Here is a 26836-nt window from a genome sequence, read left to right on the forward strand (position 1 = left end):
GGCCGGTCCCCCCGGCGTCGCCGCCGCGGGATGCCGACCGATTGACCCGAACGCCTAACGCGCCATCCAAACAGAGGAACCGGCCCCCGTGAGGACGGTTCCGGCCCGGCCCGCGTGGTGGAGGTGGCCGTCCTCGTCGCGGGTGGCGAGGTCGCCGGTCCGGTAGTGGCCGCCGCCATGGCCCCGGCCGTACGCTCCGGGTCGTCGTGGTATCCGGTCATCAGGCCCACCGGGTTGGTGGCCAGGTCGAGGCAGATCTCGCCCGCCGCCGCGTCAGGGAGCCCGGTGCCGGGGTCGATCAGGGTGACGGCGCACCCGGGGGCGGGGCGGCCGAGGGAGCCCGGCTTGGACGGCGAGCCGGGGCTGTCGGACAGCAGGACGGTCGTCTCGCTCCGCCCGAAGCCACCGCGCAGGGGCACGCCCCAGGCGCGCCCGACCGCCTCCGCGACCTCCCGGGCCGACGGCTCCCCGTCGCCCGCGCCCGCGCCCACGGCCATGGCCTCGCGCGGTGGTGCGGCGGGCCGCCCGAGACCGTCCCAGACGAGCCGCCGCAACACGGCGGGCGGGGCGGCGACGGAGGTCACGCGGTACCGGTCGACGAGCGCGGTCAGCCCGCCGGCATCGAGGCCAGGGGCGGCGTGGACGAGCACCGTCGCCTCGGCGCTCCAGGCGGCGAAGAGGGTGGACCAGGCATGCTCGGCCCGGTCGGGCGGGGCGATGTCGAGGTGTACGTCGCCGGGGAGCAGCCCCATCCCGTACATCGTCGACAGGTGTCCCACGGGGAGCGAGGTGTGGGTGTGTTCGACGAGCTCGGGGCGGCCGGCGGCACCGGCGGCATCGGCGGCATCGGCGGCATCGGCGGCATCGGCGGTGAAGCAGAGCATCAGGGTGTCGTGGGCGAGGGTGACGCCGTCGGGCTCGAAGGCCTCCGGCTCGCGGGCGGACAGCTCGTACCCCAGCCAGTTCACCCCGTCGCCGCCGATCGAGACGCGGGTGTAGTCGCCGGGTACGCCGGCGAAGAGCCCGGTGCACGCGGAGCGGACGACGACGTGCCGGGCCCGGCTGCGCGCCATCCGTTCGCGGAGTCGCGCGGGGTCGAGGCGCGGGGAGACGGGGACGACGACGGCCCGCAGCTTCATCGCGGCGAGGGCCGTCTCCCACAGCTCGGGCTGGGCGCCCAGCATCACGACGATCCGGTCCCCGGCGCGGACGCCCTGCCCACGCAGCCAGTTCGCCACCTGATTGGACCGGGCGGACAGTTCGGCGAAGCTCGACCTCGTCTCCGTGCCGTCCTCCCGGACGAGGTGGAGGGCGGTGCGGTCGTTGCCCTCGGCGATGACGTCGAACCACTCCAGCGCCCAGTTGAACCGGTCGGGGCGGGGCGGCACGAAGCCGGCGTAGGCGGCCTCGTACTCCTCGCGGTACCGGATCAGGAAGTCCCGGGCGGTCCGGAACTCCTCGGTGGCGCCGGCAGCCGTCATGCGTCCTCCTCGTTGCGGGACAGGGTCCGCCCATCGTGTAATCGGTCCCCCGGGTCCCACTACCCCCGTTCGGGGGTGAAGGAAGGGTGTTCTTCCGTGTCCGAGCGGATCGAAGAGGCGGAGCTGCGCGCCGCGCTGGTACGGCTGCGGCGCGGCAGCGGGCTGCCCGTGGTCTTCGGCGGCCTCGTACCGGACGGCGGCCGGCCGCTGCGGATCGCCGAGCTGCACGGGGCGGTCACCCCGGCGCTCCAGGGCCTGGTGGTCTCCCCCGGCAACGGCCTGGGCGGCAAGTGCCTGGCGCTGGCCCGCCCGTGCGCGGTCACCGACTATCCGGTGGCCCGGCACATCACCCACGAGTACGACCTGCCGGTGTCGGCGGAGGGCCTGCGCTCGGTGATCGCGGTGCCGGTGGTCGTCCGGCGGCAGGTCCGAGGGGTGCTGTACGGGGCGCTGCGGGACGCGCTGCCGCTCGGCGAGCGGGTCTTCGACGCGGCGATGACGGCGGCCCGGGACGTGGAGCAGGCGCTCGTGGTGCGCGACGAGCTGAGCCGCCGGTTCGGGACGGCGGAGCCCCCGCGCCCCGCCGGCGGGCCCGGCCCCGCGTGGGAGGAGGTCCGGCACGCCTACGGCGAGCTGCGGGCGCTCGCCCCGCAGGTCGCGGACGAGGAGGTGCGGGCCCGCCTGCTCGCCGTCTGCGGCCGCCTGGAGACGGCGGCCGGCACCCCGGCGCCGCTGCCGGGGGTGGCCCTGACGCCACGCGAGACGGACGTCCTGGCGGCGGTCGCCTCCGGCGCGACGAACGCGACGGCGGCCCGCCGCCTCGGCCTGCGCCCCGAGACGGTCAAGGGCTACCTGCGCTCGGCCATGCGCAAGCTCGGCGCGCACACCCGCCTGGAAGCAGTAACGGCAGCCCGCCGCGCGGGCGCGCTGCCGTAGGGGTGGGCGGGGCGGCGTGGGGGGTGTGGAGGGGCGTGGACGGCATGACGTGGGGGGGGGGAAGGTGGGCGGGAGGGCGTGACGGGTGAGCGGGGTGCCGCTCGGGGTGGAAGGGGGTACCGCCCGGGATGGAATGGGGTACCGCCGGGGATGGACGAGGTACCGCCAGGGCGAATGGGATACCGCCAGGGCCGATGGCGTACCGCCAGGGGCGGGTGGGATGCCGCCGGGGGCAGATGGGTGGCCGCCGCACACTGACGCGGTACCGCCGGGGGGTGGGCGCGACGACACCAGAGGTGGCGCAACGCCGCCGGACACGAACGGGCGGCCGCTGCACAAGGGCGCGCTGCCGCCACATACGGACGCGGTCCCGCCGGGGTGGACGGGTGGCCGCCACACACCGACGCGGTCCCGCCGGAGGCGGACGTGATGGCGCCAGGGGCGGACGCGCCCCCGCCGCACACGAACGGACGCGCCGCACAAGGGCGCGCTGACCATCGGAGGCAGACGCGGTCCGGCCGGAGCCGGACGCAACACGGCCAGGAGCGGGCGCGACCCGCTGGCCACGAACGGACGGCCACCCCACGCGGAGGCGGTCGCGATGACGCCAGGGGCGGGCGCGACGCCGCCGCACGCGAACGGACGGCCGCCACACAACGGCGCACTGCCGCCACACACTGACGCGGTACCGCCGGAGGCGGGCGCAGCGCCGCCGCACACGAACGGGCGGCCGCCGCACAAAGGGCGCGTTACCGCCGGAGGCAGACGCGCCGTCGCCGGAGCGAGTCGCGATGGCTCCGGAGCGGGCCGCGATGGTGTCGGAGGCGGGCGCGGGTCGTGGTTTCGCTCACCCCGTGCGGAAGACGAGGTCGTACACGTCCCCCTCGGGCGCCGTGAGGCGCAGGATCCTTTCGGCCTCGTCCGTGAGGGCCGCGCGGTCGGCGCGCGTGAGCCGCGCGAAGGGCTCGACGGTCAGGGTCGTACGCCCCCTGGTCTCCTCCAGGAACCAGAGCCCGGCGAGGAGCCCGTCGAGGAGGAAGACGCGGTGGGGCTGGTTGCCGGTCCAGGTGCGCCCCTTCAGCTCGGCGGGGACGATCCGGGTCCGGTCGGCGTGCGAGAGGAGCAGGTTGTCGTACTCGGGCAGGAGGCGCGGCGGGGCCGGCGTGTCCGCGTCGGGCCGGGGCGCGTCGGGCAGGTCGAAGAGCTCGGTGCCCTGCTCGTCGCGCAGGACGAGGAGCCGGGTCCGCAGCCGCTCGAAGGCGGGCCGCAGCCGGGTGAGCCCGCACCAGGTCTGCATGTCCTTGACGGACGCGGGCCCGAAGGCACCGAGGTACCGCAGCACGGTCTCGTCGATCCCGGCCGCCTCCTCGTCGTCCCCGCCGAACCACTCCCGGGTGGTCGTCAGCGCCACCTGCCCGCTGCGCCGCCACAGCCCGCGCGGAGTGACCTGCACCATCGGCAGCAGGCAGCGCGCGGCGACGGTGAGCGCGAGCGGATCCGCGTCCGGCCACTCCCGCAGCAGCCGCTCCCGCAGCTCCTTGACCGTTCGGGCCCGCTCCTCGACGTACGCGGTCGTCACGGCGACGAGGCGGTCGAGGTCGACGCCGACGAGCCCCTTCCGGAACCCCCGCAGCTCCCGCTCGACGGCCCCCGCCTGGACGAGCCGCCGCAGGCCGACGGCGTCCCGGGCGGTGTGGGTGTGCACGGTCGACCGCAGGGAGACGATCCGCGCGACCGCCCGCGACTCCATCAGCCCGGAGAGCTCCTCGGGCCGGAATCCGCCGAGCCGCGCGGCGAGGGCGTAGTACGGAGGCTTGGTGTTCTGCGCCTGGAGCCCCACCAGATGCCGCACGGCCTCCTCGACCCCGAGCTCCGAGGGCCGGAGCAGCAGCTGACGGGCGAGGGTCGCACGGCCCAGGGCGCGGCGCGAGACGGTGGGAAGGGAGTCCATGCGGGGACGCTACAGGCGATAGAGGTCAGTTTCCGTCCTCAATCGCCGGAGGGGCGGGGACAGCGAGGTCAGGCGGGGACAGGGGATGTCAGGCCAGGGCAGCCTCGGTCAGGCCAAGGCTGACGCGGGCCAGGCCAAGGCAGGCGCGGGCAGGCGAGGCCGGGCACGGGCAGGCGAGGCCGGGCACGGGGACGGACCCGGCGGCACCATTCCCACCCATATATCCTGATGACCGTCTCCTCCCCCGCCGGGATCGGGAAGGGTTCGGAGGGCCCAGCAGCAGTCGACGGAGGTACGCATCGTGTCCGACCGCCACCCCCGCGCGGCCTGGCGCCGCCACCCGGAGCCCGCGCGGCCCCCCGTGGCCCCGGAGCCCTCCGCCGAGGGACCGAGCGTGATCCAGGCGACCTTGTACCGGGAGGGCCGCAAGGTGTCGTCGCCGGCGACGCTGGCGGAGACGTACCGGCAGCTGCGGGAACACCCGGACGGCATGGCGTGGATCGGTCTGCACCGCCCGACCGAGGAGGAACTCCACTCGCTGGCAGCCGAGTTCGACCTCCACGAGCTCGCCGTCGAGGACGCCCTGGAGGCCCACCAGCGCCCGAAGCTGGAACGGTACGGCGACACCCTCTTCGTCGTGCTGCGCGCGGCCCGCTACCTGGACGCGCAGGAGGAGGTCGACTTCGGCGAGCTGCACGTCTTCGTGGGCCCCGACTTCCTCATCTCCGTCCGGCACGGCGCGGCACCGGACCTGTCGGCGGTCCGCCGCCGCATGGAGGAGAACCCCGACCTGCTCGCCCTCGGCCCGGAGGCCGTCCTCTACGCCATCCTGGACGCGGTCGTGGACGGCTACGCCCCGGTCGTCGCCGGCGTCCAGAACGACGTCGACGAAATCGAGACCGAGGTCTTCGGCGGCGACCCGGCCGTCTCCCGCCGCATCTACGAACTCTCCCGCGAGATGGTCGAGTTCCAGCGCGCCACCCGCCCCCTGGTCGGCATGCTCCACGGCCTGATGGCCGGCTTCGCGAAGTACGGCACCGACGAGGAGCTCCAGCGCTACCTCCGCGACGTCGCCGACCACGTCACCCACACCAGCGAACGCGTCGACGGCTTCCGCCAGGCCCTCACGGAGATCCTCACGGTCAACGCGACCCTGGTCACCCAGCAACAGAACGCGGAGATGCGCGCGTTGGCGGAGGCCGGCTTCGAGCAGAACGAGGAGATCAAGCGGATCTCGTCCTGGGCCGCCATCCTCTTTGCACCCACACTCGTGGGAACGATCTACGGCATGAACTTCGACTCCATGCCGGAGTTGCACTGGAGCCTCGGATACCCCTTCGCCATCGGCCTGATGGCGATGGTATGCACTAGTTTGTACGTGATTTTCAAGCGGCGGGACTGGCTCTAGCGGTCGATCGACCGCCTACACGCGGCTCGCACGGTTTGCGCCCGCACCTCCTGCGCGAAACGCCCATATGGGGCGCTGGGGAGTCCCTGGGGAGAAGTGGTGCGGGTGATCTCCTCGCCCTCCCTCCAAAGGGCCCCTGACCTGGGTCTTTAGGCATCCACGAGCGCTGGGGCGAATCTGGGGAGAATCAGGGCCGTCAGCAGGACCTCACGCCCCTTCGCATCACGCCCGTACACGGTCCAGTTCACAGCCCTCCGCACGACCTACCGACGCCGTGGCCAATCACAATGAGTGACACCGACAGTGCCTCACCGCGCCGTCGGCGACAATCCAGCCTCTGGCCAGCCCTGCAGGGCACCCCGGAGAACGACCCCGGCTCTCCGCAGACATGAATCTCGCCGTATGGCATTCAAAATGCCATAATCGTGTCATGACCGACGACGGCACCGACTTCCCTCCCGGCGACGGCCCCAGCAACGGCGTCTCCGTCACCCTGACCGCCGGCACCCTCCAGGCGATCCGCGAGCGGGTCGGCAAGCGGGGCGTGTCCGCGTACCTGGAGAAGGCCGCGCAGCGGCAGATCGAGCGCGACAACCTGGACGAGCTGATCGCCGACTTCGACAAGATCCACGGCCGCGCCGACCCGGAGGCCGTCGCCTCCAAGCGGGCCAAGCTCACCGGCGGCCCCGCGTCCGATGCCGGGGCGGCCGCGTGAGCGGCGCGCTCATCCTGGACAGCGAGGGCCTGGCCAAGGCCGTACAGCGCGACCGCGAGGTCCACGAGTGGCTCACCGCCGCCCGGGCCGCCGACCTCCCAGTGATCACTTCAGCCGCCGTGCTTGTCGAGGTGATCCATCCCCGGATCGACGACGCCGCCCTCAAATGGACGCTGTCCCGGCTGCGCGTCGAGCCCGTGACTCAGGCCCTCGCCCAGTCAGCAGCCACCCTGCTGCGCGTGGCAGGGCTGCACGGGCACAAGTACGCCATCGACGCCATGCTCTGCGCCACCGCCCTCGCCCAACCGGGCCGCGTCACGATCCTGACCTCCGACGTCGAGGACATCACCACGCTCACCGCCGACCACCCACGCGTCACCACCGAGAAGGTCTGACCCACGCCACGACTCCGGGCCCGGGCCATGCCTTCGAGGGGCGCTCGAACGGGGGGTCATGCCGCTTGTCTGGTTGTTCGGCACCGTCGCCGCCTGCGGCATCCAGATCCTCGCCGGCACAGCTCTGGAGCGCGGGGACAACGTCCTGATCGTGGCCATCAGCCTCGGCGTCGGCCCATCGCCAGCCCGGAGTTCTAGCGCGTCTTCCCGGGGTGCGTGCACATCGTGCTCGACTCCGGCATCAGCGCCGGCTGCGCCGTCGCGGTCCCGCTCAGCCTCGTCTTCAACCACCTCGGCCGCGGCAAGCAGGCCGAACCCGCACCCGAGACCGTGCCCATCTTGGCACACGGGCCCACCACGGAAGCCGCGCCCGTCGCCCACTGATCACCACCGGTGAGACCCAGGTGCCTGCTCCCCGAAGGAGCGGCCACCTGGGCCTCGCAGGCGCGGCAGGTCCTCCGTTTCCGCTGTTGTCAGGCTCGGCTCCGACCGGGACCGCTCAGTGGCTCAGAGCGGCCGCGAGCTCCTGGATGCGCGGATGGTTCTCCAGCGCCCACCGCACGGTCTTCGGCGGACGCCCGAGCAGCGTCTCCAGCTGGTCGGTCACGCCGCGGTACCCTCCACCGCCGATCAGCCGGGTCAGGGCCTTCATATGCGCCGCGGTGTGCGGATAATCGGCGAGGTTGCTGTCCACGAAGGTCTCGTTCCAGGTTTCGATGTCATCGGGAACGTAGGTGACCGGGCGTCCCAGCACGGCCGCGAAGTCCTCCGCGAACCCGTGCATGTCCTTCGCCTCCGGACCGTTGAGCTCGTACGACTTCGAGAGGTGCGGCGCCGGGTCGGCCAGGATCTTCGCGGTCGCCTCGGCCACGTCGTAGCCCGCGACGGGCGCGAGCCGGTGGGGACCGAAGGGGAGGCGCAGTTCGCCCCTGCTCAGCGGCTCCAACGCCAGCCAGGTCAGCAGGGGGTTCTCGACGAACATGGCTCCCCGGATGTGGACGGTGGGCAGGCCGGACCACTCCAGCATCTGCTCGGCGATCCAGTGGGCCCGTTGCTGCGGCGACCACTCCGTGAGGTTCCCACCGAGCCACGCCCGCCGCTCCTCCTCCGGTGCGGTCATCTTCTCGACCGTCATGAAGTACTGCTCGAACTCGGAGATGTTGACGAAGACCTCGATGTCGCCCTTGGTCCGTGCCGCCGCGGCCATCAGGCCGACGGCATCGGTGTAGTACGGCGACAGGCTCATGCTGAAGTAGATGCGGCGAACACCGGTCAGCGAGGCGGTCGCGTCGGCCATGTTGAGCAGGTCTCCTACGAAGACCTCGGCCCCGGCCTGGCGGAGCGCGTCCGCGCGTTCGTCGTCCCGCCGCACGAACGCCCGCACGGCGTGCCCTTGTTCGAGCAGCATGTCGACCATCGTCCGGCTCACACCACCGATATGGCCGGCGGCTCCGGTGATCAGGATGGGATGACGCTCTGACATCAGTGTGTCCTCTGTCTGGTGGGGGTAAATCAGCTGTTCGGAAGGGCGCGGGAGGCGGGCGCTGAAGGCGGGGTCGTTGAGTTCCGTGGCCGCTGCCACGGGGGCCTTGGGCTCGGCTCCGGCGGCCGGACGGTACCGGCCAGGCGGATTCTGCGGAGCGTCATCGGAGCGATGAGATGTCGACGCGGCCGAGGAAGTCGAGGAGTGCGGCGTTGACCTCCGCGGGACGCTCCTGCTGCGTCCAGTGCCCGCAACCGGGCAGCACGACCATGTCGTGCAGTTGCGGCGCGACGGCGGTCAGCGGGTTGCCCGGCGCGGCCTCGCCGCGGAACATCTCGCTCAGCGAGCTGCCGCCGTCCGGGCCGCGCAGCGAGGTGACCATGTCGCGGTCCCCCACGATGTACAGCGCGGGGACGTCGATCCCACGGCCCCTGAAGGGGGCGAGCAGTTCGTTGTTGCGCTCGATGTTCCGGTACCAGTTGAAGGCGCCGGTGAACGCCCGCTCGCCATGGAGGGCGAAGTCCTCGGCGTACGCCTGTATGTCCTCCTCCGTCAGCCAGGCAGGCAGGGCCGGCGACTGCGGCATGGTGTCCAGCAGGCCGAGGCCGTCGGGTACGACCAGCGGGCGGGGCTCGATACCGAGCGGGTTGTCGCCCGAGGCGCCGACCAGGAGGCGGCGGAGGGAATCCGGGATGTCCTTGGCGAACTCGGCGTCGGCGACTCCCGGCTGCTGGAAGTACACCTGATAGAAGCCGTCGCCGTACTGGGTGCGGGTGATCGACGGCGGGACCATCCCGCCGGGCAGGATCGGCGGAATGCTGAGCCCGGCCACGGCGCGGACCTTGTCGGGACGCAGCATCGCGGCGGTCCAGGCGACGGGTGCGCCCCAGTCGTGACCGATCACGACCGCTTGCTCCTCGCCGAGTTCGTCGATCAGGGCGATCACGTCGCCGACGAGGTGGAGCAGGGTGTACGAGTCGATGTCCGGCGGCTGCTCGCTGCGGGCGTAGCCGCGCTGGTCGGGGGCGACGACCCGGTATCCGGCGGCCGCGAGCGCCGCGAACTGGTGACGCCAGGAGTACCAGCTCTCCGGCCAGCCGTGCAGCAGCAGGACCAGCGGTCCCTGCCCCTGCTCGGCGATGTGCAGTCTGACTCCGTTCACGTCGACGAAGCGGTGGGTGAGAGGGCTTTCCACAGGGTTGTTTCCTTGACGAGCGAGTAAGTGCGTACTTAGTTCTTCAGCTGCGCGTACAGGGCTTCGAGGTCGGCGGACAGCTGCGACTTGACCCAGCGGGTGGTGTCGTCGGCCAGGACCTCGTGGGCCCCCGCCTCGATGCCGTCGAGCGCGGCCACGGCGACGTCGCGGGGGTCGGCCTTGGACACGTCGAGGCCCGATGTCATGTCGGTGTCCACGTACGCCACGTGGAGTCCGGTCACGGCGATGCCGCGGGTCCGCAATTCCAGACGCAGAGAGTTGGTCTGCGACCACAGGGCGGCCTTCGAGGCGCTGTAGGGCGTGCCGTCGGCCAGCCAGGACAGGGCGGAGTGGACGTTGAGGATGTGGCCACCGCCGTTGCGCTCGATGATCGGCGCGAAGGCCCGGGTGACCAGCAGTGGTCCGTAGAAGTTGGTCTCCAGGTCACGGCGCACGTCGTCCATCGGGGAGTCGAGGTACGAGGCGCCGACCGAGGCACCGGCGTTGTTGATCAGGACGGTGACGTCCTGGGCCTGCTCGGCGGCAGCCGCGACGGACGCCGGGTCCGTGACCTCAAGGGCGAGCGGAACGGCATCGGGGTGCGTCACCGTGCGGGGGTCACGGGCTGTGGCGTAGACCTTGCCGGCACCGCGCAGGTAGAGCTCCTCGACCAGCATCTTGCCGATGCCACGGCCGCCTCCGGTGACGAGGACGGTAGCGCCCTTGATTTCTGTCACGACAACCTCCAAGAAGCAGGAAACCGATCGGTTTCACTCACCGTAAACCGATCGGTTTCATCATGCAAGTCAGGCCGCCGCCGTGCGGCTCGGCGTCGCACCGGTCCCCGGCCGGTGTTACGGGCCGCCCAGGGGCGGCGGTCAGGGCTCGCCTCCCTCCGGCGGCGGCGTGAGGACCGCTCAAGTACTGCCGGCGGGCGAGGCGGGCCTCGGGCGGCGAGTTGGCGCATGGAGTCCGCTGCCGGGTTCGGGGCGTGGTCGCGCCCCACCTCCGGCACTTCGCCGTCGCCGTCGCCGTCGCCGATCAAGCTCTGGAACCAGCCGGGCACACGGCGCCAGTTGGTACGGGTTCACGGACCCGCGATCAGCGCGGCCGGCCTGTCGGCCCGACACACCGCAGTGAAGGTGCCGAGCGCGCCCGACCGTAGACGCCGCCCCGGCCTGCCGGCCTGGAAGATGGGCAGGTCGACCTGTCGCGCGGTCCGGAGAGGCGGCGGGACCACGCCCGGTCGGGCTCCGCCGGGAACGCTCGTAGCCGAGCTCGGAGAGGTCGCGCCGGGCGAACGCGGGAAACGGCTCAGCGGACAGCTCCCCGTAACCGTCGCTCGTCAGGCCGGCGAGATCCGGTACGAGCCCGGCGATGCCGCTCACGAGCCCGTCAAGGTCGGTGCGGTGGCGTCGCATCAGGGTGTCGACGCCCTGCGCGAGAGACCAGGGCGCGGTGATGCCGAGCTCGACCGCGCCACCGCGCGTCCCACCGTCGGCGTCCGGATCGGACCACGTGATCTGCGGCGCGATCACCTTCGGCTCGTCGGCGTCGACAGCGCCGCCCTCCACTGGATGTTGCCGAATGGAATGCCGTCGATCAGACCGAGGAGCCGTTCGAGCGGAGGAAGGGCGGCGGCCCACCGTACGCTGTCGCAACCGTCGGGCTGCTCATACGTCCGCGGCTCCCGCTCACCCTCGGAGGCGAACCGGCCCCGGGTGTCCTGAATGACCCTCGGGGCGGGCAGGCGTCAGCCGGCCAGACGGTTGAGCTTGCGGATCTGCTTGTCGAAGACCCCGGCGGGAGCGAGGCGGTGCAGCATGCTCGCGCGCCCGGCCACGGGACCGGCGGTGTAGCGCAGCTTCGGCTTCGGGTCGGTCGCCGCCGCGACGATCGCCTTGGCGACGACGGCGGGGTCGTCGCCGTCCTTGATCGCGTCCACCATCAGGCGGTCGAAGGCGTGCCGCTGCTTGTCGTAGACCGGCAGGGGCGTGTCGGGCCGGGGGCTGCTGGTCTCGAATCCGGTGCTGGTGTAGGCGGGCTGGACGAGAAGCGCCCGAACGCCCTGCTCGCGGACTTCGTGATCCAGGGACTCGGTGTACCCCTCGATCGCGTGCTTGGACGCGGCGTAGACGGCCATGTAGGGCGAGGGGAGGAAGCCGACCACGGAGGACACGTTGATGATGCGTCCACGGCCCCGGGCGCGCATGTGCGGCAGGGCCGCCTTCACCATGCGCATCACGCCGAAGACGTTGACGTCGAAGACGGCCTGGGCCTGCGCGACGGAGTTCTCCTCGGCCGCGCCCATCAAGCCCATACCGGCGTTGTTGACCAGGACGTCGATCCGGCCGAACCGGTCGATCACCTGCTGGACCACGGCAGTGGCCGACGCGTCGCCGGCCACGTCGAGGTCGAGGAAGGTGACGCCATCGAGCGGGGTGACGCGGGAGATGTCGCGGCTCGTGCCGACCACCTCGAACCCCGCTCCGACCAGCGCGAGCGCGGCTGCCTTCCCGATGCCGGATGACGCACCCGTCACGAGGGCCACTGGGCGGTTCGTCGTCATGATGCACTCCTGAGGCCAACGGGAAACTGATCGGTTTCTTCACTGTAAACCGACCGGTTTCCCCCTGCAAGCGCAGCGTCGCCCCGCCCGCCACGCTCGTCGAACGGCTCGCCGCGCGATGCGGACCGGCCGACACACGCCAGAAGGCTCCGTCCGGACAGAAAGGTGACCTTCACCCCCGCGCCCGTAGGCGGCTGGCACTGAAGCACAGGGCAACCCGCCGGATCGGTGAGGTCACCCAGGCCGACTGGATGAGGCCCCGGAGAATGGGGCATCTACCGCCGAAGGCGGGCCGAGGCCGCCGAGACCACAGCCCTTCTCCCGCACACCCTGCTCGCGAGCACCCTTACGGCCACCGGACCGTCCCACGGTCGCCGGGAAGCGCGGGCGGCACGGAGCCCACTCCGCCCACCGGAGGCGGACATCAGCCCCGGACGGCGCCTCGGCTCGCGAGGTCGCCCGAAGAGGGGGACGTCAGCGCACGCCTGCCGCGTCGAGCAGTGTGGCCACGGTGGGTGCGATGAGCCCGATCAGGTTGTCGGCCTGGATTCCCGCGCGGGCACTGGCGCCGTCGAAGACCAGGCTGAGCTGCCGGGCCAGCAGGTCGGGATCCCGCGCGCCGCCCTTTTCGGCCTCCGTGCGGAAGAACGCCGTGAGGTTCTCCTTGATCCGGTGGGCCACCTGGCTCGCGGGGTGACTCTGGTCCTTGAGTTCGATCTGCACCGCCAGGTACCGACAGCCCCGGAACTCGGGCGCGCCCGCCTGTCGTTCCACCTGCTCGAAGACGTGCAGGATCCGCTCGCGGGGTGAACGGTCATCATCCACCGCGGGCAGGAGCCCGGCGATGAAGGCGGAGGCACGCTCCTCAAGGCTTGCCGCCAGCAGCTCGTCCTTGCTCTCGAACAGCTGGTACATGGAGCGCTTCGACACCCCCGCCGCCTTGCACAGCGCCTCGATGCCGATGCCCACGCCGTCTCGGTAGGTGAGCGTGGCCGCCGCCTCCAGCAGGCGCTCCCTGGGACTTGGCTTCACTTGGGTGGTCATAGGGCGAGGTTAACCCCGAAGGGGACGAAATGAAAACCGATCGGTTTCAGGTGTCTCGGGGCGGCGCTGTCAGGCGCCGCGCAGAGACCTGAGTCGGCTCAGAGGCTCGGCGACGGCCTGGGGGGAGAGGCCGTCGCCGAGCCCTGACGGTGTGCGCGCCTCGCGTCCTCGCGGGGGGGCACACACAGGGGCCACTCCGGGTAGTGGCCCCGTCCTGGGTGAGCCGCGCTCCGCTATGCCGGGGCGGCGGGCTCGCGGGCTTCGTCTCGGCGGGATGCGGTGCGGTCCTTCGCGGTCGTACCAGCCCGTCACGCCGAAGCCGAACAGCACGGCCGCCGTGAGGCCGACGGCCGCCGTCACCCAGCCTCGGGTCAGGCCGGCGTCGGCCTGGGCGTCGTAGTAGAGGATCGACCGGAGACCGTCGGTGATCTGCCGCAGCGGTTCGAACTCCGAGAGGAAGCGGTGGAAGCCGGGCAGCGCCTCGATGGGGGTGATGGCGCCGGCCATCGGCACGGCCATGCCGATGAAGATCGGCGTGACCACCAGCATGCCGGGCGTGCCGAAGGCAGCGAGGAGCGTGAGCGCACCGATCCCGGAGACCGCGATGGCGGCCACCGAGCACAGCCACAGCAACGGCAGGTGGGGGCGTCCATGCCCATGATGCCGACGGCGCCCACCGTGACCAGAGTGCCCATCAGCAGGGAGATACCGATCACGAGGGTGCTGCTGATGGCGAGGGTGCGGCCGAGGGCGTGGACTGCCTGGCCGCTGATGACGTTGGCGGAGAGCATGCCGCAGACCACGAGGACCAGCGCGTAGGAGAACGCCGTCCTGCCCCGGCCGCTGTGCGAGTCGAGGGGGTGTCCGTCCTTCACTGTGACAGCGACCGGGTCGGCGAGCGGGACTCGTGCCGCGGTGGACATCTCCGCCTGCCCCGCCCCGCTCCGTACGGTCAGTTCCTTGCCCACCTGGAGCGAGGGGCTCTCCGCCGCCTGCGTCGTCGCCTGCCGCGCGAGACCGGGGCCCACGCTGCCGGCGGACTGGTTGGTCAGCACCGTCACCGACGGGCGAGACGGGGTCCCGGTGGCCGTGGTGCCGATCGGTGCCGCGACGGAGGCGGTGGAGTCGTCGGGCCAGACGAGCGCGCCGAGCAGCTTGCCCTCGCCGAGTTCCTCCTTCACCCTCCTCTCGTCCATCACCTTCCAGTCGGCCTTGGCCCCGCTCACGGAAGAGTTCTCGATCGATACGGTGACCTGCGCCCCCGCGCTGACCTGCTTGCCACCGACAGCGGCACCTTCGTCGGCGCCGACGTAGAACAGGGTGAACAAGAGCGCGAGAGCGCCGGTGATGGCGCCGTTGGCGATCCACAGAGGTTTGGCGCGCAGGACGCGGAAGGGGTGACTGCCACACATCGCTGACTTGCTCCGGTTTCGACAACGCAATCACACAGGGGCTCTCGGTGCACACGAGCGCCGGAGCGTTTTCGTACAGCACGAGGGATCGGCTGGCGGGTTCAAGGCTCGTCGAGGCCCCCTGCCTCACAGGGTTTTCGCCGGGGGGTGCCAGCCGCCGGTGACTTCCTTGACCGGCTTGTGGGGGAAGCGGCGCCGGGCGTACTCCTGCGCGTGGGAGCCCGGCAGGACGTACAGGGTTTCCTTCTTGTCCTGGAGCGGTCGCAGCACGGTGTCCATGAAGGTCTTGCGGTCGTCCAGGTAGGGGCCGAGGACGTCCTCGCCAGCGGGGCAGACGGCAACGCAGTAGCCGGACTTGTAGCCGGGCGGTGAGGTCAGGCTCTGCCACATGGAGGCGTTCTCGGAATCGGTGACCCGGGAGCGGTAGTCGGCGGCGTCCCGGCTGTCGGCCACGGTCTGCGCCCAGTCGGTGAACCCGCTCATGAACTCACGGTAGTTATGCGTGGTACACGCCAGCGCGTCGAACGCCCCGTCCTTGGCGATGGCGCCGACTGGGCAGGCGGCGACGCACAGCTTGCAGTCGATGCAGGGGTTGTAGTCCAGCGCTTGCCCGTACGCGCTCACCTCCGCGTCCACCACGACGGTCGCCAGCAGCACGAAGCTGCCGAACTTCGGATGGATGACGTTGCGGTGCAGGCCCATGACGCCGAGCCCCGCGGCCACCGCGACGGTCTTGTGCGCCACGACCCAGATCCGCTCCCTGGGGAAGCGGTCCATCTCCTGAGGGAAGGCGACGGACGGGTTGAGTGCGCGGTAGCCGGCGTCCTGGAGGGCTTGGGTGACGCTGCGGGCGGCGCGATTGGCCTGCTCGTCGGTCTGGTGGAACTCCTGGTTGGCCACACTGCGGGCCGGAGAGCGGGAGTTGTCGCGGTTCATCCGGACCGCCATCGCGATCAGGGTGCGGGTGCCGGGCAGCGCGGACCGCGCGTGCTCCCGCTCGCCGGCCAGGTCGGGGTGGTCCAGGCTGACCGCGGCCGCGTCGTCCGCGCCCGCCGCCAGGCACAGCTCGCGCAGCCAGGCCGCGTCGATCACCGCCGGCGGGCTCATGACGTCGCCGGTCCGGCGCCTGGCGAGTACGGCCCGGACCGACGGGTGCGCGGCCAGTTTCGCCGGGAGCCTGGGAGCCGCGGGCTTCTCCTCGGCACTGCTCGGGGTAGTCATCCGTCACTCCTGAAGGTCTCGTTCCGAGACTCGCCCCCACGGCGAGAAACCGATCAGTTTCACCACCGTAAACCGATCAGTTTCTGCACGCAAGGCCGCGCGGCGGATCACTGCGACCACACCCCGCTTCACGCCGGAGCCGGCCACGAAGGGCAGGCGCCTGCGACTCGGCCCACGAGGCGCCCCACGGGCAGGCGAGGAAGGTCTTTCGCGGCCGGCAACGACTCACCGCGCCCCCAACGATTCCGCCTCAGTGGGCCATCACAGGCTCGCCCTCCGACGGCGCGAGAGCCCGATTCGGAATGAGGAACGCCGCTAGCACCGCGCCGACCACGAAGATCCCGGCACCCCACGCCAAGGTGGCCGTGTAGCCCTCGACCCCGGCCTGCGCCGCGGTCAGTGCGCCGGGCTTGTGCGAGGACAGGTAGTCGGCCGTGGCCGAGGAGGCGACGGTGGTCAGCAGCGCCGTGCTGATCGAACCTCCCACCTGCTGGCTGGTGTTGATCAGCGCTGAGGCGACACCCGTGTCCTCGTGCTGCACGCCGGCGGTCGCCCCCTGGAACGCGGTGGTCATCACCGCGCCGATGCCGAGGCCCAGCAGGATCATCCCGGGCATGATGTGGGCGACGTAGGTGCTGTCCAGGGCGAGCCGGGCCAGCAGGGCCATGCCGGAGGCGGAGACCAGGAATCCGGCGGTGATCACGACCTTCGGTCCGACCCTGGGCAGCAGCAGCGACGGCGCCGTGGTCGACGAGGCGACGATGCCCGCGACCATCGGCAGGAACGCCAGACCGGCCTCGATCGGCGAGTAGCCGATGCTGGCCTCCAGGTAGTAGGTCAGGAACAGGAAGATCGAGAACATGCCCATACCCAGGACGAACACCGCCAGGAACGCACCGCCGCGGGTCCGGTCCAGCACGACGCGCAGCGGCAGCAGCGGATGCGCGACCCGGGACTCCAGCCACACGAACACCGCGAGCAGCGCCACGCCGCCCGCCAGGGAACCGAGGCTGACCGGGTCGGTCCAGCTGGTGGATTCGACGTGCGCGAAACCGTAGACGATGGCGAACAGCGCGGCGCTGACCGTGAGGGTGCCCGGGACGTCGATGCGGGGCCGCTCGGTGACCGCGGGCTTGGCGAGCAGCAGGAGCGCGCCGAGGAGTGCGACGCCGGCGAAGATGACGTTCACGTACATCACCCAGCGCCATGACGTCCATTCGGTGAGCATGCCGCCGAGCAGCAGCCCGACCGCGGCCCCCGCACCGGCCAGCGCACTGAAGATGCCGAACGCCTTCGGCCTTTCGGACGGCCGGGCGAAGGTCACGCTGAGCAGTGAGAGGGCCGCGGGTGCCAGCAGCGCGGCGAAGAGACCCTGCGCCACACGCGCCCCGACAAGCACTTCGAAGCTGCCGGCCGCGCCGCCGACGACGGACGCGCCCGCGAAGCCGACCAGACCGGTCACGAAGGTGGTACGCCGGCCGAACAGGTCACCGAGCCGGCCACCGAGCAGCAGCAGACTGCCGAACGCCAGGGCGTAACCCGTGATCACCCACTGCCGGCTGCCGTCACTGAAACCGAGGTCATGCTGGGCCGCGGGCAGCGCGATGTTCACGACGGTCGCATCGAGCGTGACCATGAGCTGCGCCGTGCCAAGCACGACGAGCACCCACCAGCGCATGGCATGGGAGCCGCGGCGGCCCGGGGCTGTCTTTCCGGAGGCGGGCGCCCCTCGGTCGATGGTGGTACTCACGTTTCCCCTTGTTGTCGGGCACGGGCAGAACACCGACCGGAAACCGATCGGTTTCCAATCAGGGAAACAGATCGGTTTCCCTGATGCAAGTCAGCGGGTGACCTCTGGCCCGCGAGCGAGCCGACATGCGGCGCGCCAGATTGCCCTTCAACAGAAGGGCAGGCCGACCGCGCCCTCTTCAGCGCCGGCCGCGATCGCCTTCGTGGCCACGACAGGCTGCACCGGGCGGCAGCTGTCACCGACCTCCGGGCCGGACGCCCTGGGCTCGCGCGGCGGCCTGGCCTGGTCGCGCTGCGCGATCGACTCAACGAACACTCAGGCCCTGAAAGGGCGCTCCGGCGAACAGCGGCGACCCAGCCACCGACCACCACGGCCAGCCGCACGAGGCCGCCACCCTGGCGAGGGCCTGGTGGACAGTCACGACGATGCCCGGAATGTCGAGGACCGCTGTCGCCTCACGACCCTTGGCCTGGGGCCGCCCTAGAGGAGAGTCCCAGGGCGGCCCGGAGGCCAAGGACGGTGAGGTGTTCCGGCAGAGGATCCGCGTGGCCGTGGACCGTGGACCACGCCCGCGCCCTGCGCGTCTCGCGCCCCCGGGCTCCTGCCCGACGCGCCTGGCGGGCGATCCGGCGGAGGCGGTGCCCGGCCCCGGCGATCCAGTGGACGCCCCGCCGACGATCTATCTAGCGGGTGGACCCGGTGTGCTCCCGCACAGTCGCCGCCTCGCTCGCCGTCGTCCCGGCCCCCGGCTCGGCGCTCTTCCTCGCGAACCCGCGTCGGCCCGGCAGGACCGCGAGAACGATCATTGTTCCGGCGGCCATGATGATCCCGCCGATGAGGCTGGTCTGGGCGACTCCGTGGGCGAAGGCCTGGTGGACGGCGTCCACGGCGGCCTGGGCCTGCTGGGGCCCGACGGAGGGATCCTGCGCGACCCGCTCCGCGACGGCCAGGCCGGCGCCGACCGAGTCCTTGGCTATCTCCATCGCCTCCGCCGGGAGCCGGTTGCCCACCAGGTCGGTCAGCTCGCCCCGGTAGGCCGTGCCCAGCAGCGAGCCCAGCACCGCGATGCCGAGCGCCCCGCCCAGCTCCAGGGCGGTGTCGTTGACACCGCCGCCGACGCCCAGCTCGGACTCGGGGAAGGAGCCCATGATCGTGTCGGTCGCCGGGGAGATGGCCAGTCCGAGCGCGAGGCCCAGCATCATCAGCGGCGCCAGGAAGTCCCCGTACGTCGACCCCTTGTCGATCTGGGTGAGCAGGAACATGCCCGCCGTGCCGATGACCAGGCCGGTCACGGCCATCACCCTCACCCCCAGCTTCGGGGCGAGCACCCCGGTCACCGCGGACCCGAGGAACACCGCACCGCCCAGCGGCAGCAGCCGTACACCCGTGTCCAGGGCGCCGTAGCCGAGGACGAACTGCAGGAACTGCGTCGCGTAGTAGATCACGGCGAACATACCGAAGAAGAAGAACATCACCGCGAGCATCGAGCCGCTGAAGGGCCGCAGCGCGAACTTTCGGACGTCCAGCATCGGGTGCGGGTGCCGCAGCTCCCAGGCGACGAAGGCGACCAGACCGACACCGGCGACCGCGGCGCCGGTGACGGGGCCGACGCCCCAGCCGGAGTGCGGGCCCTCGATGGCGGCGTAGATCAGGGAGCCGACGGTGACGATCGACAGCAGACCACCGACGTAGTCGATCCGGCCCATGCCCTCCGCCTTGGACGGCGGTACCAGGGCGAGCGCGCCGAGCACGGCGAGGAGGGCGATCGGCACGTTGATCAGGAAGGTCGAGCCCCAGGCGTGGTCCTCGAGCAGCCAGCCGGAGACCAGCGGGCCGACGGCGACCGCCAGCCCGGAGGTCGCGGCCCAGGCGGTGATCGCCTTGGTCCGCTCGCTCCGGGGGAAGGTCGCGACCACCAGGGACAGCGTGGCCGGCATCACGACCGCGGCACCGATGCCCATGATCGCGCGGGCCACGATGACCAGCGAGGTCTCGTCGACCATGCTTCCCATCACCGAACCGCCGGCGAAGATCAGCAGCCCCAGCACCAGCGCGCCGCGCCGGCTGTACTTGTCGCCGATCGCGCCCAGCACCAGCATCAGCGCCGCGTACGGAACGGTGTAGCTGTCGACGACCCACTGCAGATCACTGCTGCTCAGGCCCAGGTCGGTGGTCATGTCGGGGGCGGCGACGATCAGCGACGTGTTCGCCATCACCGTGATCAGCAGGCTCAGGCACAGTACGAGCAGCGCCCACCAGCGCCGCGCGTAAGGCCCGGTCATTTTCTCCACGGGGGTGTTTGCAAGGAAGGGCATCAGTAGCTCCTGAGAGGGACGGGGCGGACGAGCGGAAGCTCTGAATTGCCCATCGCGTGGCGTCATGTTCTGCTCCGGAGCGCTCAGTGGCTCGGAGCACCCGCCAGTTCGCGCAGGCGAGTGTTGTTCTGCAGCGCCCACCGCATGGTCCGCGGTGGGTGCCCGAGCAGGGTTTCCAGTTGGTCGGAGAGGACGTCGTACCGCCCGCTGGCGATCAGCCTGGTCTGGATCCTCAGGTGCGCCGCCACGTGCCGGGCCGTAGACGGATCGCCCAGGGACTCCTGCAGGACGGTCTCGTCAAGGAAGGCCTCGTTCCAGGCCTCCACTTCCTCAGGGATGTAGGTGACCTGGCGTCCCAGCACGGCTGCGTAGTCCTCAGCGAACCCGTACATGTCCTTCAACTCCGGGCCGGTGAGCGCGTAGGACTTCGAGATGTGCGGTGCAGGGTCGACCAGCACCTTCACGCACACCTCTGCCAGGTCGTGAACGGCGATGGGCGCGAGCCGCTGGTTGCCGAAGGGCAGGCGCAGTTCACCGTTGCTCAGCGGGCCCTGTTGCATCCAGGTCAGGTGGGGGTTCTCGGCGAACAGGGTCGCACGCACGTTGACGGTCGGGAGGCCGGACCAGTCCAGCACCCGCTCGCAGACCCAGTGCGCCCGCTGCTGCGGTGACCAGTCCGTGACCAGTCCGCCGAGCCAAGAAAGCCGCTCCTCATCCGGTGTGGTCATCTTCTCGAGCGTCATGTACGACTGCTCGTAGTTGGACAGGTGCACGAAGGCCTCGATGTCGCCCTGGGCTCGCGCCGCGGCGGTCATCACGGTGAGGGCATCGGCGTAGTACGGCTGCGGGGTCATGCTGAAGTAGATGCGCTTGACACCCTTCAGCGCGGCGGCCACGTCCGCGAGTTTGAGCAGGTCGCCGACGAAGACCTCGGCCCCGGCCTCGCGCAGCGACTGCGCGCGTTCGTCGTCCCGTCGCACGAACGCGCGCACTGGGTGGCCCTGTTCGAGCAGCATGTCGACCATCACCCTGCTCACGCCACCGACTTGGCCGCCGGCGCCGGTGATCAGAATGGGATTGCGTTCCGTCATTGTTGTGTCCTTCATCTGGTGGGGGGGGTGGGTCGGCCGTTCAGGAAGCCGAGGATGTGGAGTCGTCGAAGCGGGCGAGGACGTCGAGGAGGGTGACGTTGACCTCGGCGCGACGCGCGGGCGGGTGACGGACTGAGATCTCAGGGCTTCGAGATCATCGTGTGGCTGCTTTAGGGCTTGCCTCGGCGATCCTGTGGAGGGCCGCGTCGGTGTCCGCGATGGCCAGCGTGCTGTTGATGTCGGCGCCGGCCAGTGCGCCGGCCGCTGCGGAGGCTCCGACCTGGGCGACCAGATCGGTGACGTTGCCGGCCACCCACACACCCGGCACCTCGGTGGTGCCGGCCGTGCCGGAGGCGAAACCGCGGCCCTTCGGCAGGTCCTGCACCGGCAGGCCCAGACCTTCCAGACCCTGGGTGCGGGCCTGCATCGGCGCGGCGACCGCGACGACGCGGCGGGCCACGACCTGGCCGTCGGCCAGGCGCACCCCGGCGAGGGCACCGTCCTCGTCGTTGACGACCTCGGTGACCAGGGTGTCGATGACGCGGATGCCGCGGGCGGCGAAGCGGGCGCGGCTGTCCTCGTCCAGGTCGGTGCCGTGGGTGAAGTAGGTCAGGTCCTCGGTCAGCTGACGGAACAGATACGCGTGGCCGATGGAGGCCGGGCCGGTGGCGAGGATGCCGATGGGCTCGTCGCGCACCTCCCAGCCGTGGCAGTAGGGGCAGTGCACCACACCGTGCCCCCAGTGCTCGGCGAGCCCGGGCACCTCAGGCAGCACATCCGTGAGGCCGGTGGCCACCAGGATGCGGCGGGCGGTGATGCTGCGGCCGTCGGCCAGGGTGACGGTGAACCGAAGGTCCCCGTCCGCCGACGGGGCGGCGGACTCGGCGGAGACCACCTCGCCGAACACGACGCGTCCGCCGTACTGGCGCACCTGCTCCCGGCCCCGGCGAAGGATCTCGGACGGCGGGGTGCCGTCCAGGGCGAGGAGGCCGTGCACGGCCTCCGCGGGCGCGTTGCGCGGGGAGCCGCTGTCGATCACGACGACCGAGCGGCGGGAGCGGGCGAGGATCAGTGCACCGTTCAGCCCCGCGGCGCCCCCGCCGATCACCACCGCGTCGACGGTCCCCTCGGCCAGTGCGTCGCTCGCGTACGGAGGAGTCGCCACAGCCATGGCCTCCTGCGTTTCCTTATCGGTCATGGTTCGGTCAACCCTTCGAGTTCTGGGTGATTGGAGGGGGGTCAGCTGTTCAGAAAGCCGAGGATGCGGTTGGCGACCGTCTTGGGCCGTTGTGGAGAATCCGGCCCCGGTTTGCTTGGGACGTTCGTGATGTCCAGATCCAGTACGGCGATGAAAACTCGCCGTCGCCAGGATCAGACCGTGCCTTGCCGGCCTGAAAGGCGCCGCAACACCGGGCGGCGCGGAAAAGTTCAAAGGCATGGGCTGCCCTCAATCACGCCAGGCGTGCACACAGCCTGTCCGGTGAGCTCAGGATGTTGTGTACTGAACAGTCAGAAACTTAGACGGTTCTGTACTGAGTTGTCAAGTGCGACAGGTCGGCCCGTGATCGCGGCTTGGCCAGCAGCAATGCACCGATCAGGGCGGGGGCCGCGAAGGCGACGTTCACGTACATCACCCACCGCCACGACGCCCATTCGGTGAGCATGCCGCCGAGCAGCAGCGCGAACCGCTCGATGGTTTCGCCGCCAAGATGGCCCTGGAGATCGGCGCCTCCGACCCCGAAGTGCAACTCCTGGCCAACGACTGCTTCGCCGCGGTCGCGACAGCGGTGGCCGAATGCGCGCGAGCAGCGCAGCGCAACGGCGACATCGACCCCGACGCCGATCCCGACGACCTCGCGTACCTTCTGCTGACCATCATCCGGGGCATCGATGTCGTAGGCGCGGCCGGCCACAGCCCCGACCGCCTGACCTCGATCGCGGAAAGCGCGTTCGCCCTGCTGCCTCGCCCCCGCCACCACCGACAAGGACACAGCCGACCTCGTCGCACAGGCACCTGATGCGGCCGGCCCACCTCGACACCGCCGAAGCACGGCCCGCAGGTTCACGCACCGCCGGGCGGTCATCTGGGCGGTTGGCGAAGAACCGTGCCCGCATCCAGTCGAGTTACTCCACCGCATGCGCGCTACGCCGCGACCGGTGGCCGCGACTACGAGGCCTGGGACCCGATCCTCGACGGGATCGGCCGCTGCGCGACCCGGCTCATGCAGTACTCCGGTGACCCGATCCACCCGGACTGGCCGACCGTCGCCGTACAGGCCGTCACCGCCGCGGCAGGCGTCACCGTCAAGGACGGCGCGCTGGCCGAGCCGAGCCACCGCGCCTTGGTCCAGGCGCTGCTCACGACCGTGCGGCGGGCGGGCGTGTACTTCCTAATCAGCCCGGACGACTTGCACCAGATAACAGCCTATTTCTCCGGCGCATGCCCCTCCCGGCCATCCCCGCGACCTGCTTCCGAGCATTCGTTCGACGAAGTTGCGGGCCCAGACGACCTCGTTCTCCCGCTCGTATTCGAGGAACCCCACTCACGCTGCAGCGGCGCCGATATCCAAACTTTTCATCCGCGTACTCTTGACCCTCGTCTTGGCGAGCAGTCGGCCGGCGATCGGCAGCCGGCCGAGGCGGATCATCACGGACCGAAGCAGCAACTCGGCACGGTTGCCTGGGGTGAGGAAACCGCGCATGCTCACACCGCTGCCGAGGTGGTGGTCGATGAACGGGCGCAGGTGGTTCTCCCAGTCCTGCAGCGCTCGTGGCACGTCGTGCGGGTGGCGTTCCAGCATGGTGCCGAGCAGGTCCGCCCCGGCCAGGCCGGTGGATGCCCCCATGCCGGAGTAAAGGGTCAGGCACCACGCGGCGTCGCCGACGAGCACGACTCGGCCTCCGTGCCAGTGGTCGAGGTGCACCTGCTCGGCGGAGTCGAACAGGTGGTCCGGGGCCTTCTCGAACTGGTCGAGCAGCCAACCGAGCGTGGAGCCGGTGGGCTCGGCGCCGTAGGCGGCGCGCAGCGAGTCGATGGCCGGCCGGGTGAACTCGGCATCCACGTCGTCGGTGCGGTAGGAGAACAGCACCGACGGCGGACGGTCGGCGAACGGGAACACCCACACCGATCGGCCCGCCTCGGCCATGGTCAGCCCGTCCTGTAGGCGGTAGCCGGGTATCGGCTCGGGCAGGCTGTACACGGCGATCATGTAGTTCAGCCGACGGATCGGGCTCTGCTCGGGCTCGAACGCAAGCCGGCGCACCGTCGAGCGCAGTCCGTCTGCCCCGACCACCAGGTCGAACCGTTCGACGGTCGTCGTCTCCGTCGTCAGGTCGCGGATCTCGACGTCCACCCCGTCGGGGTACTGGTCCAGCGCGATTGGCACGGTCGAGTACCGGATCTCGACCTCGTCGGGCAGGGCGGTGAAGGCCGCGTCTTCGATGTCGCCCCGCACCGTCAGTCGAGATCCGGGGAACACATCGGCGTAGCTCACACCGCGGCGGCGTCGGCCCTTACGGTCGACGTCGTAGCTCACGCCTTCCGGAGCGACGCGATTCGACACCGCATCGGCGAAGCCCAGCCGCTCGGCGGCGGCGAGCCCGGTCCCGAACAGGGCGATGAAGTATCCGCCGCGGCGCCGCTCGGGAGCCTTCTCCAGCACCACCACGTCCCAGCCCGCGCGACGCAGTCGCAGCGCGGAAGCGGTCCCGCTGATCCCGAGGCCGACGACCAGGGCCCGCTGTCGCGATGCCGTGTTCTTGTCCATGGGATTGCGTTCCGTCATTGTCGTGTCCTTCATCTGGTTGGGTTGGCCGGCTGTTCAGGAAGCCGAGGATGTGGAGTCGTCGAGGCGGGCGAGGACGTCGAGGAGTGTGGCGTTGACCTCGGCGGGACGCTCCTGCTGCCTGCTGGGCATGACCGATCCCGTCTGGAAACTGATCGATTTCCAGACGGGAAAGCAGATCGGTTTCCTCGCCGGCGAAGGTGAGGCGAGCGGTGACGGGCTGAGATCCAGGGCTTCGAGATCGTCCTGTGGCCCCTTGTGGGCTTCCCTCGGCGATCCCCTGGAGGGCCGCGTCGGTGTCCGCGGTGGCCGGCATCCTGTTGATGTCGGCGCCGGCCGCTGCGGAGGCCCCGACCTGGGCGACCGGATCGGTGGCGTTGCCGGCCACCCACCCGCGGAGCCGGCCGTTCGACCTTCAGGTGCGCGCGGACGTCTGCAGGAACAGCTCCAGCAGTGCCAGCAGCGTCTCGGGCGCGTCCTCGGTCGGGAAGTGGCCGGCGCCCGGGATCTCGACCACGGGTGCGTCGGGGTAGACCAGATGGAACGACGGGATCACGTACTGGGGCAGCAGTGCGGTGTCCCGCATCCCGACCGCCAGCATTGCCGGCACGGCTCGCAGCGCGGCGACGGCTTGCATGGGCAGCGGGCCGGGCGGCGGGCCCTGCGGGCCCTCCAGGACCTGCCGAGGGAACGCGATGACACCGCGGCACCCAGCCGGGGTCGAATAGGGGCTGGAGTACGCGCGGATCCAGGTCGGCGTGGCGATCTCCGGTCGGGCGACATGTTGCAGGTCGATCATCAGCTGAGCGATGGTGTGACCCGCCTGTCCGAGGATCTGCTCGAACGAACCGTCCGCGAGCGCCTACTGGGCCCACCGGAACCACCGGCTCTCGGCGCCGTTGGCCATCATCAGATCGCCGATGCCCTCGGCGAGAGGCAGCACGGTGTTCACCGCGAAGATCCGGGAGATCCGGCCGGGATTACGCAATGCGAACCCGGCGCCGATGGGCCGCCCCAGTCACGGACCACCAGGGTGATGTCCGTGAGGTCGAGCGTGTCGACGAGCAACGATTCGAGATTCAGGATGTGTTCGCTCGCGTCGTACGTGCGGTCCTGCGGTGTCTCGCTCCTGCCGAAGCCCATGTGGTCGGGAACGACCACCCGATGGTGACGCGACAGCGGCCCGATCAGGTGGCGCCACTCGTAGCCCCACGTGGGCTCGCCATGCAGCATGACGATCGTCTGACCGGGCTGCTCGGGGCCCTCGTCGACATAATGCTGACGGAAGCCAGCAGCCTCATTGAAACGGGCGGGATACGGCCACGTGCCGTCGAACGTCTCGTCAGCAGCAATCACGGGACATCGTGCCTTCCGGCGCAGTGTTGTCCGTACTGACCGCGGTCATGAGGTCCTCCGAAGCATTCGGTTCTGAAGCAGCCTTCATCGGCCGGCTCGTTCTTGCGCCGAGCTGCGTGCGACGCCCTGAACGTCATGAATTCAACGTCCAAGTCGCCTTCGCGGCGCACCGGTCCTGCAAGCCCGGACCAAGCCTGTCCGGTGAGCCCAGGATGGTTATGTACTGAACAGTCAGGAACCTAGATGGTTCTGTACTGACTTGTCAAGAAGGGCGGGACGGCTTTACCTTCGATGCATGGCGAGACCACGAAGCTTCGACCCCGACCACGTCCTGCATGCCGCCGAGCGGCAGTTCCGCACCTCGGGCTACAACGGCACGAGCGTCGACGACATCAGCGCCGCCACCGGCCTGGGCCGCGGCAGCCTCTACGCCGCGTTCGACGGCAAACACGGCGTGCTGCTGCAGGCGATGACCGGCTACTCCGCCCGGCTGGGGCAGTTTGCGCCCAAGGCGCTCGCCGGACCGGACGAGGGCGCCCTGGAACGACTGCACGAATACTTGCTCCGCGCCGTCCACGGGGTGCCACTCGCCGCCGACGTACCGCCCGCCCCCGACCGGGCGGCGGCGGCCTGCTTCGCCGCCAAGATGGCCCTGGAGATCGGCGCCTCCGACCCCGAAGTGCAACTCCTGGCCAACGACTGCTTCGCCGCGGTCGCGACAGCGGTGGC

At 70.7% G+C, this 26836-nt stretch carries 20 protein-coding genes and 5 pseudogenes; 8 read left to right on the forward strand and 17 right to left on the reverse strand.

The genetic code is table 11. The annotated features are described in order from the left end of the window. Positions 1–102: 102 nt before the first annotated feature. Positions 103–1481, reverse strand: a pseudogene (locus ABZ621_RS32845) (AMP-binding protein); the annotation flags it as partial. Between the two features lie 96 nt (positions 1482–1577). Here ABZ621_RS32845 and ABZ621_RS32850 point away from each other — a divergent pair. Continuing rightward, the gene (locus ABZ621_RS32850; protein ID WP_360610107.1) at positions 1578–2417 is read left to right on the forward strand and encodes a helix-turn-helix transcriptional regulator; all 840 of its coding nucleotides are present in this window, start codon (positions 1578–1580) and stop codon (positions 2415–2417) included. An 847-nt stretch (positions 2418–3264) separates the two neighbouring features. Here the strand turns inward: ABZ621_RS32850 and ABZ621_RS32855 are convergent. Next, positions 3265–4368, reverse strand: a complete 1104-nt coding sequence (locus tag ABZ621_RS32855) for a winged helix DNA-binding domain-containing protein (protein ID WP_360610108.1) — start codon at positions 4366–4368, stop codon at positions 3265–3267. 301 nt (positions 4369–4669) lie between these two features. Between ABZ621_RS32855 and ABZ621_RS32860 the strand changes: the two genes are divergently transcribed. The 4 genes and pseudogenes from ABZ621_RS32860 to ABZ621_RS32875 all read left to right on the forward strand — a co-directional run. Beyond that, positions 4670–5776, forward strand: coding sequence for a magnesium and cobalt transport protein CorA (locus ABZ621_RS32860; RefSeq protein WP_360610109.1), 1107 nt, complete (start codon positions 4670–4672; stop codon positions 5774–5776). Positions 5777–6206: 430 nt separating this feature from the next. After that, a complete protein-coding gene (locus ABZ621_RS32865) occupies positions 6207–6491 on the forward strand; it encodes a hypothetical protein (protein ID WP_360610110.1) in 285 nt (94 codons plus the stop codon). Continuing rightward, complete coding sequence (locus ABZ621_RS32870; RefSeq protein ID WP_360610111.1) at positions 6488–6886, forward strand: PIN domain-containing protein; 399 nt, start codon at positions 6488–6490, stop codon at positions 6884–6886. Before ABZ621_RS32865 ends, ABZ621_RS32870 begins: the two co-directional genes overlap by 4 nt. Positions 6887–6959: 73 nt before the next feature. Continuing rightward, positions 6960–7270 (forward strand): annotated as a pseudogene (locus ABZ621_RS32875) (purine permease); the annotation flags it as partial. A 115-nt stretch (positions 7271–7385) separates the two neighbouring features. Here the strand turns inward: ABZ621_RS32875 and ABZ621_RS32880 are convergent. The 9 genes and pseudogenes from ABZ621_RS32880 to ABZ621_RS32920 all read right to left on the reverse strand — a co-directional run bounded on the left by ABZ621_RS32880 (position 7386) and on the right by ABZ621_RS32920 (position 17560). Continuing rightward, a complete protein-coding gene (locus ABZ621_RS32880) occupies positions 7386–8369 on the reverse strand; it encodes an NAD(P)H-binding protein (RefSeq protein ID WP_360610112.1) in 984 nt (327 codons plus the stop codon). 160 nt (positions 8370–8529) lie between these two features. Then, positions 8530–9564 (reverse strand): alpha/beta hydrolase, encoded by a 1035-nt coding sequence (locus tag ABZ621_RS32885; protein WP_360610113.1) that lies wholly within the window; start codon positions 9562–9564, stop codon positions 8530–8532. A gap of 35 nt (positions 9565–9599) precedes the next feature. Further along, complete coding sequence (locus tag ABZ621_RS32890) at positions 9600–10301, reverse strand: SDR family oxidoreductase (RefSeq protein WP_360610114.1); 702 nt, start codon at positions 10299–10301, stop codon at positions 9600–9602. A 797-nt stretch (positions 10302–11098) separates the two neighbouring features. Further along, positions 11099–11314 carry a CocE/NonD family hydrolase gene (locus tag ABZ621_RS32895; protein WP_360610129.1) on the reverse strand — a complete coding sequence of 72 codons (216 nt, stop codon included), beginning with the start codon at positions 11312–11314 and terminating at the stop codon, positions 11099–11101. A gap of 3 nt (positions 11315–11317) precedes the next feature. Then, on the reverse strand, positions 11318–12133 hold the full coding sequence (locus tag ABZ621_RS32900) for an oxidoreductase (RefSeq protein ID WP_360610115.1): 816 nt from the start codon (positions 12131–12133) through the stop codon (positions 11318–11320). Between the two features lie 474 nt (positions 12134–12607). Continuing rightward, positions 12608–13177, reverse strand: coding sequence for a TetR/AcrR family transcriptional regulator (locus tag ABZ621_RS32905; RefSeq protein ID WP_360610116.1), 570 nt, complete (start codon positions 13175–13177; stop codon positions 12608–12610). 69 nt (positions 13178–13246) lie between these two features. Then, a pseudogene (locus tag ABZ621_RS32910) lies at positions 13247–14589 on the reverse strand (DUF3533 domain-containing protein). Between the two features lie 126 nt (positions 14590–14715). Then, positions 14716–15810 carry a 4Fe-4S binding protein gene (locus tag ABZ621_RS32915; protein ID WP_360610117.1) on the reverse strand — a complete coding sequence of 365 codons (1095 nt, stop codon included), beginning with the start codon at positions 15808–15810 and terminating at the stop codon, positions 14716–14718. Positions 15811–16060: 250 nt separating this feature from the next. Continuing rightward, positions 16061–17560, reverse strand: coding sequence for an MFS transporter (locus tag ABZ621_RS32920; protein WP_360610118.1), 1500 nt, complete (start codon positions 17558–17560; stop codon positions 16061–16063). 187 nt (positions 17561–17747) lie between these two features. Here ABZ621_RS32920 and ABZ621_RS32925 point away from each other — a divergent pair. Beyond that, positions 17748–17894: pseudogene (locus ABZ621_RS32925) on the forward strand (IS5/IS1182 family transposase); the annotation flags it as partial. A 349-nt stretch (positions 17895–18243) separates the two neighbouring features. Here ABZ621_RS32925 and ABZ621_RS32930 read toward each other — a convergent pair. The 3 genes from ABZ621_RS32930 to ABZ621_RS32940 all read right to left on the reverse strand — a co-directional run bounded on the left by ABZ621_RS32930 (position 18244) and on the right by ABZ621_RS32940 (position 22137). Then, positions 18244–19875 (reverse strand): MFS transporter, encoded by a 1632-nt coding sequence (locus ABZ621_RS32930; RefSeq protein ID WP_360610119.1) that lies wholly within the window; start codon positions 19873–19875, stop codon positions 18244–18246. Between the two features lie 83 nt (positions 19876–19958). After that, positions 19959–20966, reverse strand: coding sequence for an NAD(P)H-binding protein (locus tag ABZ621_RS32935; RefSeq protein WP_360610120.1), 1008 nt, complete (start codon positions 20964–20966; stop codon positions 19959–19961). Positions 20967–21120: 154 nt separating this feature from the next. Next, on the reverse strand, positions 21121–22137 hold the full coding sequence (locus tag ABZ621_RS32940; protein WP_360610130.1) for an NAD(P)/FAD-dependent oxidoreductase: 1017 nt from the start codon (positions 22135–22137) through the stop codon (positions 21121–21123). Between the two features lie 526 nt (positions 22138–22663). Between ABZ621_RS32940 and ABZ621_RS32945 the strand changes: the two are divergent. Beyond that, positions 22664–22984 (forward strand): annotated as a pseudogene (locus tag ABZ621_RS32945) (TetR/AcrR family transcriptional regulator); the annotation flags it as partial. Between the two features lie 525 nt (positions 22985–23509). On the opposite strand, the gene ABZ621_RS32950 reads toward ABZ621_RS32945, so the two are convergent. From ABZ621_RS32950 to ABZ621_RS32960, 3 genes are all read right to left on the reverse strand, one after another. Then, positions 23510–24751, reverse strand: a complete 1242-nt coding sequence (locus ABZ621_RS32950; protein ID WP_360610121.1) for an FAD-dependent monooxygenase — start codon at positions 24749–24751, stop codon at positions 23510–23512. 415 nt (positions 24752–25166) lie between these two features. After that, positions 25167–25550, reverse strand: a complete 384-nt coding sequence (locus ABZ621_RS32955; protein ID WP_360610122.1) for a hypothetical protein — start codon at positions 25548–25550, stop codon at positions 25167–25169. 149 nt (positions 25551–25699) lie between these two features. Then, positions 25700–26107, reverse strand: a complete 408-nt coding sequence (locus ABZ621_RS32960; RefSeq protein WP_360610123.1) for an alpha/beta fold hydrolase — start codon at positions 26105–26107, stop codon at positions 25700–25702. Between the two features lie 295 nt (positions 26108–26402). On the opposite strand from ABZ621_RS32960, the gene ABZ621_RS32965 reads away from it, so the two are divergent. Continuing rightward, a partial coding sequence (locus ABZ621_RS32965) for a TetR/AcrR family transcriptional regulator (RefSeq protein ID WP_360610124.1) occupies positions 26403–26836 on the forward strand: 434 nt, incomplete at its 3' end.

Origin of the sequence: Streptomyces sp. NPDC007863 (genome assembly GCF_040633895.1) — a bacterium.
Taxonomy (GTDB): Bacteria; Actinomycetota; Actinomycetes; order Streptomycetales; family Streptomycetaceae; genus Streptomyces.